This window comes from Azospirillum sp. Marseille-Q6669 (assembly GCF_965111635.1).
Map to the genome: position 1 here is coordinate 614,595 of NZ_CBCOOP010000001.1, position 14,201 is coordinate 628,795.

At 68.6% G+C, this 14,201-nt stretch carries 17 protein-coding genes; 10 read left to right on the plus strand and 7 right to left on the minus strand.

Features of this window, described 5'->3' with window-relative positions; all coding sequences use genetic code 11:
- Positions 1 to 119: 119 nt before the first annotated feature.
- Genes ACWPXE_RS02510 through ACWPXE_RS02530 form a run of 5 tightly spaced genes read left to right on the plus strand, consistent with a single transcriptional unit; the run spans position 120 to position 2,322 of the window.
- Positions 120 to 722 carry a hypothetical protein gene (locus tag ACWPXE_RS02510; protein WP_454016556.1) on the plus strand — a complete coding sequence of 201 codons (603 nt, stop codon included), beginning with the start codon at positions 120 to 122 and terminating at the stop codon, positions 720 to 722.
- On the plus strand, positions 719 to 1,060 hold the full coding sequence (locus tag ACWPXE_RS02515; RefSeq protein ID WP_454016557.1) for a MotA/TolQ/ExbB proton channel family protein: 342 nt from the start codon (positions 719 to 721) through the stop codon (positions 1,058 to 1,060). Before ACWPXE_RS02510 ends, ACWPXE_RS02515 begins: the two co-directional genes overlap by 4 nt.
- Positions 1,061 to 1,064: 4 nt before the next feature.
- The gene (gene exbD / locus ACWPXE_RS02520) at positions 1,065 to 1,487 is read left to right on the plus strand and encodes a TonB system transport protein ExbD (RefSeq protein WP_014241770.1); all 423 of its coding nucleotides are present in this window, start codon (positions 1,065 to 1,067) and stop codon (positions 1,485 to 1,487) included.
- A gap of 2 nt (positions 1,488 to 1,489) precedes the next feature.
- Positions 1,490 to 1,948 (plus strand): hypothetical protein, encoded by a 459-nt coding sequence (locus ACWPXE_RS02525; RefSeq protein ID WP_454016558.1) that lies wholly within the window; start codon positions 1,490 to 1,492, stop codon positions 1,946 to 1,948.
- Positions 1,945 to 2,322 (plus strand): energy transducer TonB, encoded by a 378-nt coding sequence (locus tag ACWPXE_RS02530; protein ID WP_454016559.1) that lies wholly within the window; start codon positions 1,945 to 1,947, stop codon positions 2,320 to 2,322. Before ACWPXE_RS02525 ends, ACWPXE_RS02530 begins: the two co-directional genes overlap by 4 nt.
- Before the next feature lie 47 nt (positions 2,323 to 2,369).
- Here the strand turns inward: ACWPXE_RS02530 and ACWPXE_RS02535 are convergent, their stop codons facing one another.
- The 3 genes from ACWPXE_RS02535 to ACWPXE_RS02545 all read right to left on the minus strand — a co-directional run bounded on the left by ACWPXE_RS02535 (position 2,370) and on the right by ACWPXE_RS02545 (position 6,031).
- On the minus strand, positions 2,370 to 2,996 hold the full coding sequence (locus ACWPXE_RS02535) for a response regulator transcription factor (protein ID WP_014241772.1): 627 nt from the start codon (positions 2,994 to 2,996) through the stop codon (positions 2,370 to 2,372).
- On the minus strand, positions 2,980 to 4,638 hold the full coding sequence (locus tag ACWPXE_RS02540) for an ATP-binding protein (protein ID WP_454016560.1): 1,659 nt from the start codon (positions 4,636 to 4,638) through the stop codon (positions 2,980 to 2,982). Before ACWPXE_RS02540 ends, ACWPXE_RS02535 begins: the two co-directional genes overlap by 17 nt.
- A 133-nt stretch (positions 4,639 to 4,771) precedes the next feature.
- Positions 4,772 to 6,031: a Glu/Leu/Phe/Val family dehydrogenase gene (locus ACWPXE_RS02545; protein ID WP_454016561.1), complete on the minus strand. Its 1,260-nt coding sequence runs from the start codon at positions 6,029 to 6,031 to the stop codon at positions 4,772 to 4,774.
- Between the two features lie 295 nt (positions 6,032 to 6,326).
- Here ACWPXE_RS02545 and ACWPXE_RS02550 point away from each other — a divergent pair, with 295 nt between their 5' ends.
- Positions 6,327 to 6,719: a GreA/GreB family elongation factor gene (locus ACWPXE_RS02550; protein ID WP_454016562.1), complete on the plus strand. Its 393-nt coding sequence runs from the start codon at positions 6,327 to 6,329 to the stop codon at positions 6,717 to 6,719.
- A gap of 150 nt (positions 6,720 to 6,869) precedes the next feature.
- A complete protein-coding gene (locus tag ACWPXE_RS02555; RefSeq protein ID WP_454016563.1) occupies positions 6,870 to 8,045 on the plus strand; it encodes a DUF2325 domain-containing protein in 1,176 nt (391 codons plus the stop codon).
- Positions 8,046 to 8,147: 102 nt separating this feature from the next.
- Here ACWPXE_RS02555 and ACWPXE_RS02560 read toward each other — a convergent pair whose 3' ends face one another.
- Together ACWPXE_RS02560 and ACWPXE_RS02565 are read right to left on the minus strand one after the other, a co-directional pair.
- Complete coding sequence (locus ACWPXE_RS02560) at positions 8,148 to 8,774, minus strand: hypothetical protein (protein WP_454016564.1); 627 nt, start codon at positions 8,772 to 8,774, stop codon at positions 8,148 to 8,150.
- A gap of 151 nt (positions 8,775 to 8,925) precedes the next feature.
- Positions 8,926 to 10,947, minus strand: a complete 2,022-nt coding sequence (locus ACWPXE_RS02565) for a methyl-accepting chemotaxis protein (RefSeq protein WP_454016565.1) — start codon at positions 10,945 to 10,947, stop codon at positions 8,926 to 8,928.
- 325 nt (positions 10,948 to 11,272) lie between these two features.
- Between ACWPXE_RS02565 and ACWPXE_RS02570 the strand changes: the two genes are divergently transcribed.
- The gene (locus ACWPXE_RS02570) at positions 11,273 to 12,358 is read left to right on the plus strand and encodes a hypothetical protein (protein WP_454016566.1); all 1,086 of its coding nucleotides are present in this window, start codon (positions 11,273 to 11,275) and stop codon (positions 12,356 to 12,358) included.
- Between the two features lie 13 nt (positions 12,359 to 12,371).
- Here the strand turns inward: ACWPXE_RS02570 and ACWPXE_RS02575 are convergent, their stop codons facing one another.
- Positions 12,372 to 12,773: a DUF1398 family protein gene (locus tag ACWPXE_RS02575; protein ID WP_454016567.1), complete on the minus strand. Its 402-nt coding sequence runs from the start codon at positions 12,771 to 12,773 to the stop codon at positions 12,372 to 12,374.
- A gap of 32 nt (positions 12,774 to 12,805) precedes the next feature.
- Positions 12,806 to 13,264 carry a MarR family winged helix-turn-helix transcriptional regulator gene (locus tag ACWPXE_RS02580; RefSeq protein ID WP_454016568.1) on the minus strand — a complete coding sequence of 153 codons (459 nt, stop codon included), beginning with the start codon at positions 13,262 to 13,264 and terminating at the stop codon, positions 12,806 to 12,808.
- A 142-nt stretch (positions 13,265 to 13,406) separates the two neighbouring features.
- Between ACWPXE_RS02580 and ACWPXE_RS02585 the strand changes: the two genes are divergently transcribed.
- Both ACWPXE_RS02585 and ACWPXE_RS02590 read left to right on the plus strand, forming a co-directional pair.
- The gene (locus ACWPXE_RS02585) at positions 13,407 to 13,703 is read left to right on the plus strand and encodes a hypothetical protein (RefSeq protein ID WP_454016569.1); all 297 of its coding nucleotides are present in this window, start codon (positions 13,407 to 13,409) and stop codon (positions 13,701 to 13,703) included.
- 170 nt (positions 13,704 to 13,873) lie between these two features.
- Complete coding sequence (locus ACWPXE_RS02590; RefSeq protein WP_454017894.1) at positions 13,874 to 14,104, plus strand: PAS domain-containing protein; 231 nt, start codon at positions 13,874 to 13,876, stop codon at positions 14,102 to 14,104.
- Positions 14,105 to 14,201: the final 97 nt, after the last annotated feature.

The window sequence follows — 14,201 nt, forward strand, 5'->3', positions numbered from 1 at the left end:
GAACAACCGGCGTGCCGCCCATTTGTCGCATAGCAGCAATATAGCACTTTATGGGTGCAAATGAGAGTCGTTCGCACTATACAGGAAGGAAGTCAGCCGCAAAGAAGTTCGAACCGCCAATGTTCACAGCGCTTCACACCCGTTCCATCGCTGCGATGGCCGCCGCCGGCACCTTCCTGTCGAGCGGAGTTGGCTGGGCGCAGGGCACCCCCGCAACCAACGGCGGCACTCCCGCGGCACCGGCTTCCACGGCAGCGCCCATGACGGCGCCTGTGACGGCGCCCGCCGCCGACGCGCTGGCCGCCCCGCTGGCGGCGCCGGACGCTGCGGCGGGAGCCCCCCCCCGGCCGGAGCCTCTGACCCCCGCGGCGGCGACGCGGCCCCCCCGCCCGTCCCCCCTGGGCACGTTCTTGGCGGCGCGCCCCGCGGGGCAGGCGGGGGGGGGCGGGGGGGTGGCGACCTGGACCATCTTCCTCGCCAAGTCGGTGGAGCTGTCGAAGGCCAAGCGCAAGGCGCGGGCCTCCCTGGCGGCGCTGGAGCAGGCGCGTTCGCTGACCCAGGCGGCCGAGAGCATCGGCTTCGAGAAGACTCCGGCCACCGCCTTCCTGCGCGCCGTGATCGCCGAGGCGCACCAGTCCGCCGACGCCCCTTCGCAGGAGGGTCTGAAGGAACGCGCGGCCTCGCGCCTGGAGCGGATCGAGGCGGCGGAGGGCGGCGCATGATGCGCGGCACCGGCATCCTCGCCAGCATCGGCTCCACGGCCCCCTTCGTCGGGCTGTTCGGCACGGTGTGGGGCATCATGGTCAGCTTCATCGGCATCGCCAAGTCGCAGACGACCAACCTCGCCGTGGTGGCGCCGGGCATCGCCGAAGCGCTGCTGGCGACGGCCATCGGCCTCGTCGCGGCCATCCCGGCGGTGGTGATCTACAACGGCTTCGCCCGCTCCATCGGCGGCTACCGCGCCCAGCTCGGCGACTCGTCGGCAGCGGTGCTGCGGCTGCTGAGCCGCGACATGGACCGCCGCGCCCTGCCGCGCACCGTGTCCAAGGCGGCGGAGTAAGACCATGGCGGCGCGTCTGGACGACGGCGACGATCTCACCGAGTCGCACGACATCAACGTCACGCCCTTCATCGACGTGATGCTCGTGCTGCTCATCATCTTCATGGTGGCGGCCCCGCTGGCGACGGTGGACGTGCCGGTGGACCTGCCGGCCTCGACCGCCCAGCCGCAGCCACGGCCTGACAAGCCTCTGTTCCTGACCATCCAGGCCGACAAAAGCCTGTCGGTGGGCGACACGCCGGTGGCGCGGGAGTCCCTGGCGGCGGCGCTGGACGGGGTGACGAACGGCGACAAGGGCGCCCGCGTCTTCCTGCGCGCCGACCGCAGCGTGGATTACGGCGCGCTGACCGAGGTGATGAACGCGCTGCGCGCCGCCGGCTATCTGAAGATCGCCCTGGTCGGGCTGGAAGGCGCGGCCGCGAAATGAGCGTGGCGACGTTCGATCCCAACGACCTGCCGGACGGCGAGGAGCGCACGGCACCCGCCCTGGCGCGCTGGGGCGGCAGTCTGGTGGTCGTGCTGGGCGCCCACGCCCTTCTGGCGCTCGCCGCTCTGTCCTGGCACGTCGCGATGGAAGAGGCGCCGGCTGCGCCGCCCGCGGTGATGCTTGACCTGCCGCCGATGCCGGAAACGCCGGCCGCGGAGCCGCCGCCGACGCTGGAATCGATGCTCCCCGAACCGGAGCTGCCGCCCGAGCCGGTGATCGAGCCGGAACCGGAGCCCGAACCCGTCCCCGAGATCGCCCCGGAGCCGCCCCCGCCCGTGCCGGCGGAGGTCGCCCTGCCGGAACCGCCGCCCAAGCCGAAGCCCAAGCCCAAGGAAGAGCCCAAGCCGAAGCCCAAGGCCGAAGCGCCGAAGCCGCGCCCGCAGACTCCCCGAAGCCGGTGACGGAAGCCCCGGCCAACGCCGCCCCCGCCGCAGCACCACCCGCGAGCGCGCCGGCCCAGGCGGCGCCGGTGGTGCGCAACAGCAACGCGCTGCCCACGTGGCACGGTGCCGTCCTTGGCCATCTGGAGCGTTACAAGCGCTACCCCCGCATCGCCCAGATGCGGCGCCAGCAGGGCGTTCCGCAGGTCCACATCACGCTCGACCGGCAAGGCCGGGTGCTTGCGGTGCGGCTGCACAAGGGCTCCGGCTTCGAGGCGCTGGACGAGGAGACGATCGCTCTGGTCGAACGCGCCTCCCCGCTCCCGGCTCCACCGCCGGACGTGGCGCAGGACCGCATGGAACTGGTGGTGCCGGTGCAGTATTTCCTGCGCTGAGCCGGTACACGCTTCGACCGCTCAAGCGTCGGAGAGAGGGATGCGCATCACGGTATGTGCATCCACAGGCGCATGAGTTCCGGAACCGTGCGGATGTCGAGTTTGCTGAGAATGTTCGCCCGGTGGGTTTCCACCGTGCGGACGCCGATCCCGAGGCGGATCGCGATGGCCTTGTTGGCGCAGCCCTCGACCATCAGCGCCGCGACATCCCGTTCGCGGGGGCTGAGAAGGGCCAGCTTCGCCAGGGCGGACTCCGCGGCGGAGCGGTCCCGGCGCTGGTGGGCGTCGCGCTGCAAGGCCTCGTGGATGCGGCGCAGGAAGACGCCGTCGTCGAACGGCTTTTCCAGGAAATCGACGGCTCCGGACCGGAAGGCGGTGACGGCGGAACTCACCTCGCCATGGGCGGTGATGATGATGACCGGCAGGCCGCAGCCGCGCCGGGACAGTTCCTCCTGAAGCTCCAGCCCGTCCATGAAGGGCATGCGGAGGTCGGCCACCACGCAGCCCGGCTGCTCCGGGCTGTAGCGGTGCAGGAATTCCAGCGCGTTGACGAAGGTGCGCACGGACAGGCCGGCCACCTCGACAAGGACGGAGAGCGCGTCGCGGACCGCCTCGTCGTCGTCGATGATAAAGACGGTCGGTTCGCCGGTGGAGGTTTTATCGGTCTGGGTCATGGGATGGCCGGGTGTCTGAACGGGCTGCGGGCAGAAAGACCTGGAAAACGGAACCGGTCGAACCGGTGCGGCCGAGCCACAGCCTGCCGCCGTGGCTCTCGACGATCGAGCGGCAGATGGGCAAGCCGAGCCCCATGCCCGCCGGCTTCGTGGTGGCGAACGGCGAGTACAGATGGTCGACCATGCCCGCCGACACGCCGGGGCCGCTGTCCTCGACCTCGAAGGTCAGGCCGTCCGGCGGCGTGGCCCGGACACGCAGGACGACCTCGCGCACCGCGCTGTCAGCCGCGGCGATGGCCTCTATGCTGTTGTGCACGAGGTTGAGGAGGACCTGCTCGATCTGGATGCGGTCGCACAGCACGAGGGGCAGCGGCTCCGCCATGTCCACCCGCAACTGGACCCGGTTGTAGGCCGCGTCCCCCCGCACCAGCGTCAGCGTTTCGCGCAGGATCTCGCTGGCCGATTCCGGCGCCAGTTGAAGCGATCCCTTGCTCAGGAACGTGCGCAGCCCGCGAATGACCTCGCCCGCGCGCTCCGCCTGAATCACCGCCTTGTCGATGAGTTCGTGGGCGCGCGGCGGCGTGTCGTCGCCTTCCAGCAGGCGCTGGGCGGCGCGCGCGTAGCTGATGGCGGCCAGCAGCGGCTGATTCAGCTCGTGGGCCAGGGCGGAAGCCATCTCCCCGGTCACCGTGAGGCGGGAGAGATGGGCCAACTCGGTCTGGTGTTCGCGCAGCCGGACCTCGACCTCGCGCCGCTCGCTGACCAGGGCGCCGAGGAACAGGGCCGTGATGGCAAGGGCCAGCATCAGCGTCTGGTGATAAACCACCGCCCCCAGGGGAAGGCCGATCGCCTGCAGCCCGGCGATCAAGCCGCTTTGGATGGCCAAGGCCGCCAGCACCGCGCCCGGCAGGCCGTGCGACACCGCCACCCAGACGAGGGGCAGGAACAGAAGGTAGAACAGGTTGAACTGGCCGTCGCCGATGGGCAGGAAGACCAGCAGCAGGGCCGCGGCGATGGCCGCCGTCTGCGCGGCGGTGGGCGTCCTCGGCACGCTCCAGGCGGGCGTCTGGTCCGGTCGGTGCAGGAGGAGGACGAAGGGCGTGACCACGGCGATGCCGATGGCATCGCCCAGCCAGTATTGGAAGGCCAGCGTCGGCAGGTCGGCCGCGGGCAAGGCCCCGTCGAGGACGAACACGCCGACGAAGACGGGCGCCACGACGGCGGCGCTCAGGAAGGTGACGCCGACCAGCCAGCCGACGTCGCGCACCCGGTTCAACGCCAGACCGATCGCCACCCGGTGGCGCAGCACATGGGCGGCCGCCCCGTACCCGGCGACGATGGCGAGATTCGAGAGCAGCAGCGAGGAGACCGAGGCCGGATGCCCCCGCACCACCAGATCGGCCAGGATCAGCGTGGCGTAGACCATCGGCAGGCCGCGCGCGCCGGTCCACAGCAGAAGGGCCATGTAGAGCCCGGCCGGCGGGTTCCACGGCGTGATGTTGAGGCTCGGGCGGGGGTGGATGAAGGTCAGCCAGTCGATGGGCAGATAGGCCGCCAGGAAGGCGAGCGACAGCACGACCATGTCCCGGCCGGTCAGGATGGTCGACGCTCCCGTCGCACGGCTGGCGGGCGGAAATGGCATCTCAGAACAGTCTTTCTGGCTGCACGGGCGCAACGGCACGGGTGGACGAGGCACGGACTATACGTCCAACCGGGCGTGTTCGCCTATGCGATGGGCGGGAGCCCGGCGGGCTCCCGTCCCCGCGACGCACGGATCAGCCGACGAAGAACGGCTGCGTTCCATGCGCGGCGATGGCCTTTGACAGCCGTTCCAGCGCGTGGGCGTAGGCCGCCGTGCGCATCGGAATGTCCTTGGTCGTGCCCATGTTCCAGACCCGGCGGCCCTCGGTCTCCATGATCACGCGAAGGCGCTCGTGAATCTCGTCGAGGCCCCAATAGTAGCCCTGGCGGTTCTGCACCCACTCGAAGTAGGAGACCGTCACGCCGCCGGCGTTCGCCAGGATGTCGGGCAGGACGATGACGCCGGCCTCGTTCAGGATGCGGTCGGCGTCCGGCGTGACCGGGCCGTTGGCGAGTTCCAGGACGACACGCGCCTTGATGAGCCCGGCGTTGCCCTTGTGGATCTGATCCTCCAGTGCCGCGGGGACCAGGATCTCGCACGCGGTGCCCAGCAGTTCGTCGCCGGTCACCGCACGGGCGCCGTTCCCGGTGTAGGCGGTCACCGAGCCGCCCCGCTCCTTGGCCGTCTGCACGGCCTGCGGGTCCAGCCCCTCCTCGCAGACGATGGCGCCGCGGGAGTCGGACAGGCCGACGATGCGATAACCGTCCGCGTGCAGCAGGCGGGCGATGTGGAAGCCGGCGTTGCCGTAACCCTGGATCACCACCCGGCGGGCCGATCCGGACAGTCGAAGATCCTCTTCCAGATGCTTGATCAGGTAATAGCCGCCGCGCGCGGTCGCGTCGTCGCGCCCGAGCGAACCGCCAAGCGGCAGCGGCTTGCCGGTGATGACGGCCGGGCTCGGCTGGCGGACGATGGAGCTGTATTCGTCGGCCATCCACCCCATGATCATGGAGTTGGTGTAGACGTCCGGCGCCGGGATGTCGCGGTCGGGCCCGATCATGCCGGCGAAGGCTTGGACATAGGCCCGCGACAGACGCTCCAGCTCCGACTTGGACAGGCTGTGCGGATCGACCTTCACCGCGCCCTTGCCCCCGCCGTAGGGCAGGTTCATCACCGCGCACTTGAAGGTCATCCAGAAGGCCAACGTGGTCACTTCCTCCACGTTGGAACTCGGGTGGAAGCGGATGCCGCCCTTGGTCGGGCCGCGCGTGTCGTCGTAGCGGCACCGCCACGCCGGGAAGGAGCGCCGCGAACCGTCGTCCATGCGCACGGACAGGCGGACGCTCAGAGTCTCCTTGGCGTATTTCAGTTTCTCGAGAACCTCGGAATCCACCTCGACGTGCTTGGCGGCTTCATCCAGGCGGCTCAGCGCCCCCGAAAGCAGATCGTCCATTCCTTTTCCCCATGGTTTCGGTCAGGAGCACCGAAGGTTGGCCGCATCTCCTTCCTGGAAGGTTCTGCTCACTTCCCCTAAGGCATATGACGGCTTTTCTACTGGGGAATAACCCGGATCAAAATATCCGTATTACTACGGAAATCGCGTAACATACTAAGAAACAACGATAAATTTTTTACAGACCGATCTGCGCCTTGCGCTCCGTAATCATACGGATGGCCGCGGACAATGCCCGTGGGCGAGAGTTCATCCGGGCTTGAATCACCGCCGCCACGCAGTCGAGGACGCATCGATGACCGAGGAAACCGATCGGCCGCTGATCTGGATCGGACGCATGGATTACGGCCGCCTGCTGCGGGCCATGGACCGGCTGGCCGTGCAGGCCCCGGAGGTCTCGGCGTTCCTGTCGCGGGAGTTGGAGCGGGCGATCGTCCGCCCGGAAGGCGACCTCCCCCGGACGATCGTGCGCATGGGCAGCCGGGTGCTGTTCCGCCGCGACGACGGCATGCCGCCCGAATGGGGTGAGTTGGTCTACCCGGACCAATCGCCCAAGGACGACCAGATCACCGTCGCCTCGCCGCTGGGGGTGGCCCTGCTCGGCCTCCGGGAAGGGGCTCACATGCCATACAGCGATGCGGACGGAATCACACGCCGATTGATGATCGAGCGCATTCTCCCGGCCTGAGCCGCCTCCTCGGGAAAGAGCCTTCTTCGCTCTTCATTTGCAAATGCGAATGAATCGCATTATTAGTGGAGCATGTTCCGCTCCACGGCCCCGCTTGGCTCCGGACGGAACCGGAGACCCAACAGCCGAATCCAATCGGGGGCGGAGACGATGTGTGAGCGTTGTCGGAAGACCGTGCCATCCTGCGTGCTGGGACAGGCCAAGCGCCGGAAGCTGTGGACGATTCCCACGGAGTATCATTGCTCGATCGTGGGCACCTGCCTGTCGTCGGAAGACGTGGCGTGGCTGTGCCGGCGGCTGAAGCTGGTTCCCACGGCGGACGCGCGCCCCTACGACATCCACCGCTATTTCGTGGAGAAGGCCGCGGAGGACGGGCCGGAAGCCCGGCTGATGCACAAGCGGCTGGACGAGACCTTCGCCGTCGCGGTGAAGCGCTTCGCCCGCGAGACGACCGAAGAGGGCTGGATGGCGCTGTGGACCGCCGCGGTGGCCTCGGGCGACGTCGCCGCCGCCTACTGGGGCGTGCTGAGCCACGGCGCCATGCCCGACGCGGTGCGGGTGCGCGCCTTCGCCGACGTGCACATGCTTTCCCACATCATGGGTGGCGAGAACCGGCGCCAGTTGCGGGAGAACCGTGATCTGGCCCGGCGCTGCGACGAGCTGACCGCCCGGCTGGCGAAGCAGGAACGCGCCGCCGCCGAACGCGTTGCCGAGAAGGACGCCCGCATCCGGGAGTTGGAGGCGCAGCTCGCCACCCAGCGGGCCGCACCCGCGGCTTCAGAGACGCCCAACGTCCCGAAAGCCCCGTCGGCCCGGGCGCCGGGTCAAGCGCGTCTGCTGCGCACCATGGACGCCCTGCACCGCCGCGTCGCCAGCGAGCGCATGCGCGCCCGCCACGCCGAGGCCGAGGTGGAGCGGCTGCGCCGCCTTCTCGACCCGCCGGCCGCGCAGCTCCGCCGCACCGCCGCCGCCGAAACGAACGCCCCGACCGACCTCGGCGGGCGGGCCATCCTCTATGTGGGCGGACGAACCAAGAGCCTGCCCCATCTGCGGGCGGCGGTGGAGACGCGCAACGGCTGCCTGCTGCACCATGACGGCGGGTTCGAGCAGACGACCCGCTGCCTGGAAGGGCTGGTGGAGCGCGCCGACGTGGTGGTCTGTCCGGTCGATTGCGTCAGCCACGACGCCTGCCTGCGGGTGAAGGGCCTGTGCCGCCGCATGGGCAAGCCCTTCGTTCCCATGCGCAGTGCAGGCGCGACCAGCTTCGCCCGCATCCTGCACAGCTTCGGCCAGGACGGCTCCGGGGAGGACGCAGCCCATCATTGAAAGCCCGCGTCGGAATTGCGAATTGCCGCATGGCGGTGGAGAGCGAATGCGCCCGGGCCGTTGGACTGCACCGTTGCACCCCAGCGGCTCGCCGCCCGCGCGTCACGGCACCAAACGCCAACGGGCCATGCGGGCGGCGTTGGCGGCGATGATCTGCTGGGGTAGGGCCTCAGGAGCCCCGGCGTAGGGCAGCGTGCCCTGGACGGCGTTGGGATTGGCGAACGCCTGGAGAAAGGTGTTCCGCCGCTGATTCAGTTCATTGATCAGGTCCTGGTCGTTCCCCGCGTTCTGCAGCCGCTGCTGGAAGTACGCGTTCGCCGTCGCCAGCACGGGAAACCCGACGGCATCGTAGAAGCCCGCTGCCGTCGGCGCCATCGTGCTCACCTGGATGGTGGCCGCGGTGAGCAGGACGTTCGCAGCGAAGATGTACACCACCAGAGCGCCCAGCCCGGGAACGCGGCCATCGATGTTGTCCGTCTGCAAATGTTGCAGCGACGCACGAATGAGGTTCTGCTGATTGTCCTGCACCAGCTGACCGGTGGCGACGCCCGGGTAGGGAGTGCCCGCGGGGTTGCGCACGTCAATGGTGACCATGTTCGCCGGCGTGTTCCGAACGGTGATCTCGAACGTACGCCCTTCGTCGACGTTGGTGAGCCGGTACACTCCGGCCGGATAGTTCTGCCCGACGGGGTGAAATTGCGTGAGTTCGATCCCCTGAATACCTGCCATGTCGCTTCTCCATCGTTGCCGGGCGGGGGCGCCGACCCCGGTGCTGTCCACCGCGGCAAGTCGCTTCTGAGATCCAGACGCTGCAGGCCGCGAAGTGTGAACGGTTGTCCGACGGCTTCCGGTGATGGTCCGATGCTCCTCCCCGGCGCGGTCAGGCGCTGCGGATGCCGTCGAGGAAGTCGTCGACCTCGCCGGTCAGCCGTTCCGCCTGCTGCGACAACTCCTGCGCCGCGCTCAGCACATGGGTCGCCGCCGCCCCGGTGTCGGTGGCCGCCTGCCGCACACCGGCGATGTTGGACGCGACCTCCTGCGTGCCGATGGCCGCCTGTTGGACGTTGCGCGTGATTTCCTGGGTGGCCGCGCCCTGCTCCTCCACAGCGGCAGCGATGGCCGTGGCGATCTCGTTCACCTCGCCGATCACGGTGCCGATGGCCTCGATCGCCGAGACGGCGTCGCGCGTGACGGTCTGCACCCGGGCGATCTGGACAGCGATGTCGTCGGTCGCCTGGGCCGTCTGGCTCGCCAGCATCTTCACCTCGTGCGCCACGACGGCGAATCCCTTGCCGGCGTCGCCGGCGCGGGCGGCCTCGATGGTGGCGTTGAGCGCCAGCAGGTTGGTCTGGCTGGAGATCGCCTGGATCAGCCCGACCACTTCGCCGATGCGCTGGGCGCAGCCGGCCATCAACCGCACCGTCTCGTCCGTCCGCCGGGCGTCCGCGACGGCGCGCGTGGTGATCGCCTGCGACTGGGCAGCGCGGTTGCCGATCTCCCGAATGGACGCGGTGAGCTGTTCGGTCGCCGCCGCCACGGTCTGCACGTTCGTGGAGGCCTGTTCCGACGCGGCGGCCACGGCGAAGGATTGCTGGTTGGTCTGCTGGGCCGCCGTGGACATGGAGCCGGCGGTCGCTTCCATCTCCGTCGCGGCGGACGACAGGGTGCCGACCAGCCCGCTCACCTTGGCTTCGAAGCCGCGGGTCAACCGGTCCAGCGTAGCCGCCCGCCGCTCGCGCAAATCCTGCTCACGCGCCCGTTCCGCCTCCAGCCGCTCACGCGCAACGGCGTGCTCCTGGAAAACCTCCACGGCTTGCGCCATGGCGCCGATCTCGTCGCGACGTCCGGTGCCGGGAATGGCGACCGCCAGATCGCCATCGGCCAGTTGCCGCATGGCCCCGGTCATCGCCGTGAGCGGGCGGACGATCCGGCGCATCACGAGCAGCGATCCCCCGACCCCCAGAATCAGGCTGAGCGAGAAGACGGCGAGGCCGACGAGCAGATCGAAGCGAGCCTCCTCCGCGGCCTCTGCAACCGCTGCGTCGATGGCGGTGCCCGTCGTGCCGGCCAAAGCGAGGATGGAATCGATGCCCGCGGTCGCCCGGCCCATCCATTCGTCGGAGGTCAAGGGGTACCGTCCATCCGCACCACCCTTCAGCACCGCCTGCCGGGTCTCGGCGAAGCCTTGGAAGTACGCGGTCTCGACCCCATCGATGGCTCGCGCCAGATCAGGCGTGATGTCCGGCCGGTTGCGCAGCGCGCCGATGCCCTCCCACGCCTGCTCCAGCCGTCCGCGGGATTTCGCCAGGGCGTCGGCCTGTCCGGGAGCGAGCGGCCGGCGGCCGGCGACGAGAGCGCTGAACAGCGCGCGCTCGCGGCCGGCGTGTTCGGCCATATCCGCCGCGTAGCCGCGCAACTGGACGAGTTGGAACGTCGCCGTGCTCGGCGGTGGAGCCACCGCTTCCAACAGCCGGCGCAGAGAACCGATTCGCTCGATGTGCGCCGTGATCGTGCCGGCGAAGCCCGACACCACGCTTGGCGACCTTTCGCCGGCGCTGCGGGCCAGAGCCTCGTCCACCCCGCGCCGGACGTCCTGGAAGGCGGTCGACGATGCCTCGACCTCACCGAGCCGTGGAGCGTGCGGAACCATTGTGGGGATGGCGCGCAAATCCTCCAGCGCAGCGCGCAGCGCAGCGTCGGCGGCACCGCGGCGCTTCTGCAACCGGACGAGCCTTTCGCCGGAAAGCGGGTCCGCGCCGTTCAGAGCACCGTTGGTGGCGCCTCGCTCAAGGGCGAACTCGCCGGCGGCGGCGACCAGGCCGCCCGCCACCTGATTGACTTTCCGATAGGCCGAAGCCGTTTCGACGCCGCGAAGCGCCACGAACGCGGCGTCACCCGCCATGAAGATTCCCAGAAGGGCAAGCCCACCGACAATCACCGGTAGAATGACTTTGATGGACAATAATCGCATGGAATTATCCTCGAAAGCGGACAGCATTCATCGACTCAAACCCGCTGCCCGATGCCTTTCCTTGATTTTGGTCAAAGGACCTCCGAGGACCGGCTGGGGGACATGATCTGATGAAAATTCAGCGTTCTGCTCTATCTATTACACGTTTTCTTTCAGAAAATTTCCAATCGGCTTTTCAGAATGAACGGTGGGCAGGCGGCTAAAGTTGCGAAGCACCGCTCCGCCATGTGATACAACATCGCTGGAAGGAGCCGTCATGCCGTCTGAACACCCGTCACCCGAAGCCTCGCCGGTCAGCCAGGAGAGCCCCGCACCCCTGTTGAAACTGGGGGATACGCCACGCCCGGCCGCCATGCCCGATGGTCTCGCCGCTGAGGTCGCCGGCTGGCGCTTCGTTCTGCGCAGCCCGGTGGCTCCCAGCTTCTACTCCAAACCCGGAACGCCGTGGCAGTCGCCGCCGGAAGGTTGCCTGCGGGCCAGCGACCGTTGGAATCTGGACGGCGCCTTCCCCACCGACCAACCCATCGAGAACGGCGCGCAATGGGCTGTCGCGCGGTTCGAGGGCGGGGTGTGGCGTGTGGAACGCTGCGTTCCGGCCGCCGCCCGCCCGGCGGTGCGCGACCTTCTGCGCCTGCGGGTGGAGCGGCTGACCGCCGCCCGCCGTTGGACGCACGGCGACCTGGAGCTTCTGCAGAGCCTGCTCGACGGCGGGACGCTGGCGGAATCCGTTCTGCTGGCCGGTGACGAGGGGCGGGCGCGGTCGCTGCGGTCGTTGAAGGCGCTGGGCCTCGCCGGAATGGCGACCGCGGACGACCCGGAGCTTCCCGACGAGGCGAAGGCGGTGCTCGCGGAGGGGGCGGAGAGCGTTGTCTGGCTCGACACCGATGCGCGCGAGATCGCGGACGGCATTCTGTCCTGGCATGCCAAGAAGCAGGCCCGCACCGTCGCGCGGCTGAGCCGGGGCGCCGAAGCGAAGCAGCGTGGTGACGATATGAAAGACGCGCTGACCAAAGCGGTGCAGCGGGCCTTTCCCCGAATGCCCAAGGAGGCCGCCGCCGCCGCCGCCGCCCGGCTGGCGCCCGGCGTGAAGAAGCTGGGCCGCATGCCGGCGCTCCAATCCATCGTTGACGCGGTCGCGGAGGTGCGGCTGGAACGCTGGCGCCAAGCCGTGGCGTCGGAGCCGGAAGTGGCCAAGCGGCTGGCCGCCATGGAAGCGCGCGGCGATGCCAACCGCGCGCTCAAGCGCTACCGCGACCAGCGCGCGGTCGAGCGGACGGAGGCCGAATTGAAGGAATGGCGCGGCGACCTCGGCCCCGTGCTGTCCCGACGCTTGGGCTGGTGACGGCGGGAAGGCGTCAGCGGACGCCGGGGAACCACTCAGTGTGGCTGTCGCCGCTGCGGCCGTAATAGACGACCCGCCGGCCCAGGATGCTGACCGTCCAGCCGGCGCAGCCCGCCCGCAGCACCCGCTCGCAGAAACCGCCGTAGCGGATCGTTCCGGCCTGGATGGCGCGGACGGCGGACTCCACGCCCTCCGCCGAAAAGTCCACGGACGGCGGCAGAGGAGAAGGCCGGGCCTCCACCCGCTCCGTCGTCCCGTCCGGGAAGTAATAGGTCGTCTCCGCGCGCACGAGATCGGTGTGGTAGCGTTCCACCCCCGCGACGGCCAGCGCCGCGACGACCTCGGGGAAGGTGATCCGCTCCTCCTGCGAAGCCCGGCTGCACTCCCGCAGGATGGCTGTGATTTTGGCGTCCATGAGCAATTCTCCGTGCGGTGCGCGCTTCGCGGTCAGTCGATGGGAATGGAGCGCAGCCCCATCCGGCGGACGATGCCCTTCAGCGCCTCTTCGATCCGCTCCCGCTCGGCGGGATCCAGGTGCCCGAAGAATTCGAGATCGTTGCGGTCCGCCAAGGCGGACAGTTCCGGCACCAGCGCCCGGCCTTCCGGAGTGAGCGCCAGCGCTTGGTAACGCCGATCGTCCGGGTCGGCGGTCTGGGTGAGCATCCCTTTGGCGGCGAGCCGGTCGGCCAGTTTCGAGATCGCTCCCCGCGTCATGCCGAGCCGGTCGGCCAGCAGGCTGGGGGCCACGCCGTCGCGGCCATGAAGATCGCGCAGCACGACCCACTCGGCGACGGTCACCCCCCGCCCCGCCAGCTTTGCGGCGAAGGCATGGGACACATGATTCGACACGAAGCGCAGCCAGTAGCCGAGATGCGCGTCGAGCGGGCTGATGTTCGATTTGGCCAACACGCCCCCTTGAGTTTCCAAGGAAACTGATGGAAAACGGTTTCCTTGTCAACCATTTGGTTTTGTGATCGGAACAGAAATGAAACGATCCGGAGCCGGGACCTTTCAACGGCGACGACGGCCGCCTTCTCCCGAGGATGCCATGTCCAACTTCCTGTCATCCAAACGTGCAAAATCAACGACCAAGCTCGCGGCATTGGGTGCTGTGCAAGCCATCATCGAGCTTTCTCCAGATGGAATGGTTCTTTCCGCAAACGATAACTTCCTTACGGCGCTTGAATGCAGCCCTGACGAGATCAAAAGCCGGCACTGGTCGTCACTCCTCTCCTTTCAAGACGGGGAGAGCAGCAACCCGCAGGGTCTGTGGGATGCGCCGCGGCGCGGTGAATCGAAGCCCGGGGAATGCCTGCTTTTTGGCAAGACGGGGCGGGGTTCGTGAGTCCAGGCGGTCTTCTCCCCGATTCGGGACCATCGCGGGCGGATCGCGACGATCGTCACCTATGTCATGGACATCGCGGTGGGCAAGCGCCGGTCCGCTGACCAGGAGGGACAGATCGCAGCGGTCAACAAATACAGGCGGTCATCGAAGTCGACATCAACGGGAACGTCCTGACGGCGAACGCCAACTTCCTCACCACCATGGGCTGCCGGTTGGATGAGATCGCCGGCCGGCACCACGCCATATTCGTGGCGCCGGAGGAACGCAACGGCGACTGTTACCGTCGCTTTTGGGACGCGCTCCGTCGCGGCGAGCACCGGACGACGGAGTTCCGGCGCCTGCGCAAGGATCGCGGCGACGTTTGGAGTCAGGCCAGCTACAACCCCGTCTTCGACGCCTAAGGCCGCTTGGTCAAGGTCGTCAAATCGGCAACGCCGGACAGCCCGGAGAAGTGGAGGAATTTGAACCATACTCCACAGATCCACGCCCATCTTCCCA

What these genes read in the sequence shown, in the direction of transcription:
- ACWPXE_RS02550 (WP_454016562.1), top strand. Translation starts at nt 6,327, where the DNA reads ATGACCGAGGAAACCGATCGGCCGCTGATCTGGATCGGACGCATGGAT.
- ACWPXE_RS02535 (WP_014241772.1), bottom strand. Translation starts at nt 2,996, where the DNA reads ATGACCCAGACCGATAAAACCTCCACCGGCGAACCGACCGTCTTTATC.
- ACWPXE_RS02540 (WP_454016560.1), bottom strand. Translation starts at nt 4,638, where the DNA reads ATGCCATTTCCGCCCGCCAGCCGTGCGACGGGAGCGTCGACCATCCTG.
- ACWPXE_RS02515 (WP_454016557.1), top strand. Translation starts at nt 719, where the DNA reads ATGATGCGCGGCACCGGCATCCTCGCCAGCATCGGCTCCACGGCCCCC.
- ACWPXE_RS02510 (WP_454016556.1), top strand. Translation starts at nt 120, where the DNA reads ATGTTCACAGCGCTTCACACCCGTTCCATCGCTGCGATGGCCGCCGCC.
- ACWPXE_RS02575 (WP_454016567.1), bottom strand. Translation starts at nt 12,773, where the DNA reads ATGGACGCCAAAATCACAGCCATCCTGCGGGAGTGCAGCCGGGCTTCG.
- ACWPXE_RS02585 (WP_454016569.1), top strand. Translation starts at nt 13,407, where the DNA reads ATGTCCAACTTCCTGTCATCCAAACGTGCAAAATCAACGACCAAGCTC.
- ACWPXE_RS02555 (WP_454016563.1), top strand. Translation starts at nt 6,870, where the DNA reads ATGTGTGAGCGTTGTCGGAAGACCGTGCCATCCTGCGTGCTGGGACAG.
- ACWPXE_RS02560 (WP_454016564.1), bottom strand. Translation starts at nt 8,774, where the DNA reads ATGGCAGGTATTCAGGGGATCGAACTCACGCAATTTCACCCCGTCGGG.
- ACWPXE_RS02565 (WP_454016565.1), bottom strand. Translation starts at nt 10,947, where the DNA reads ATGGCGGGTGACGCCGCGTTCGTGGCGCTTCGCGGCGTCGAAACGGCT.
- ACWPXE_RS02570 (WP_454016566.1), top strand. Translation starts at nt 11,273, where the DNA reads ATGCCGTCTGAACACCCGTCACCCGAAGCCTCGCCGGTCAGCCAGGAG.
- ACWPXE_RS02545 (WP_454016561.1), bottom strand. Translation starts at nt 6,031, where the DNA reads ATGGACGATCTGCTTTCGGGGGCGCTGAGCCGCCTGGATGAAGCCGCC.
- exbD (WP_014241770.1), top strand. Translation starts at nt 1,065, where the DNA reads ATGGCGGCGCGTCTGGACGACGGCGACGATCTCACCGAGTCGCACGAC.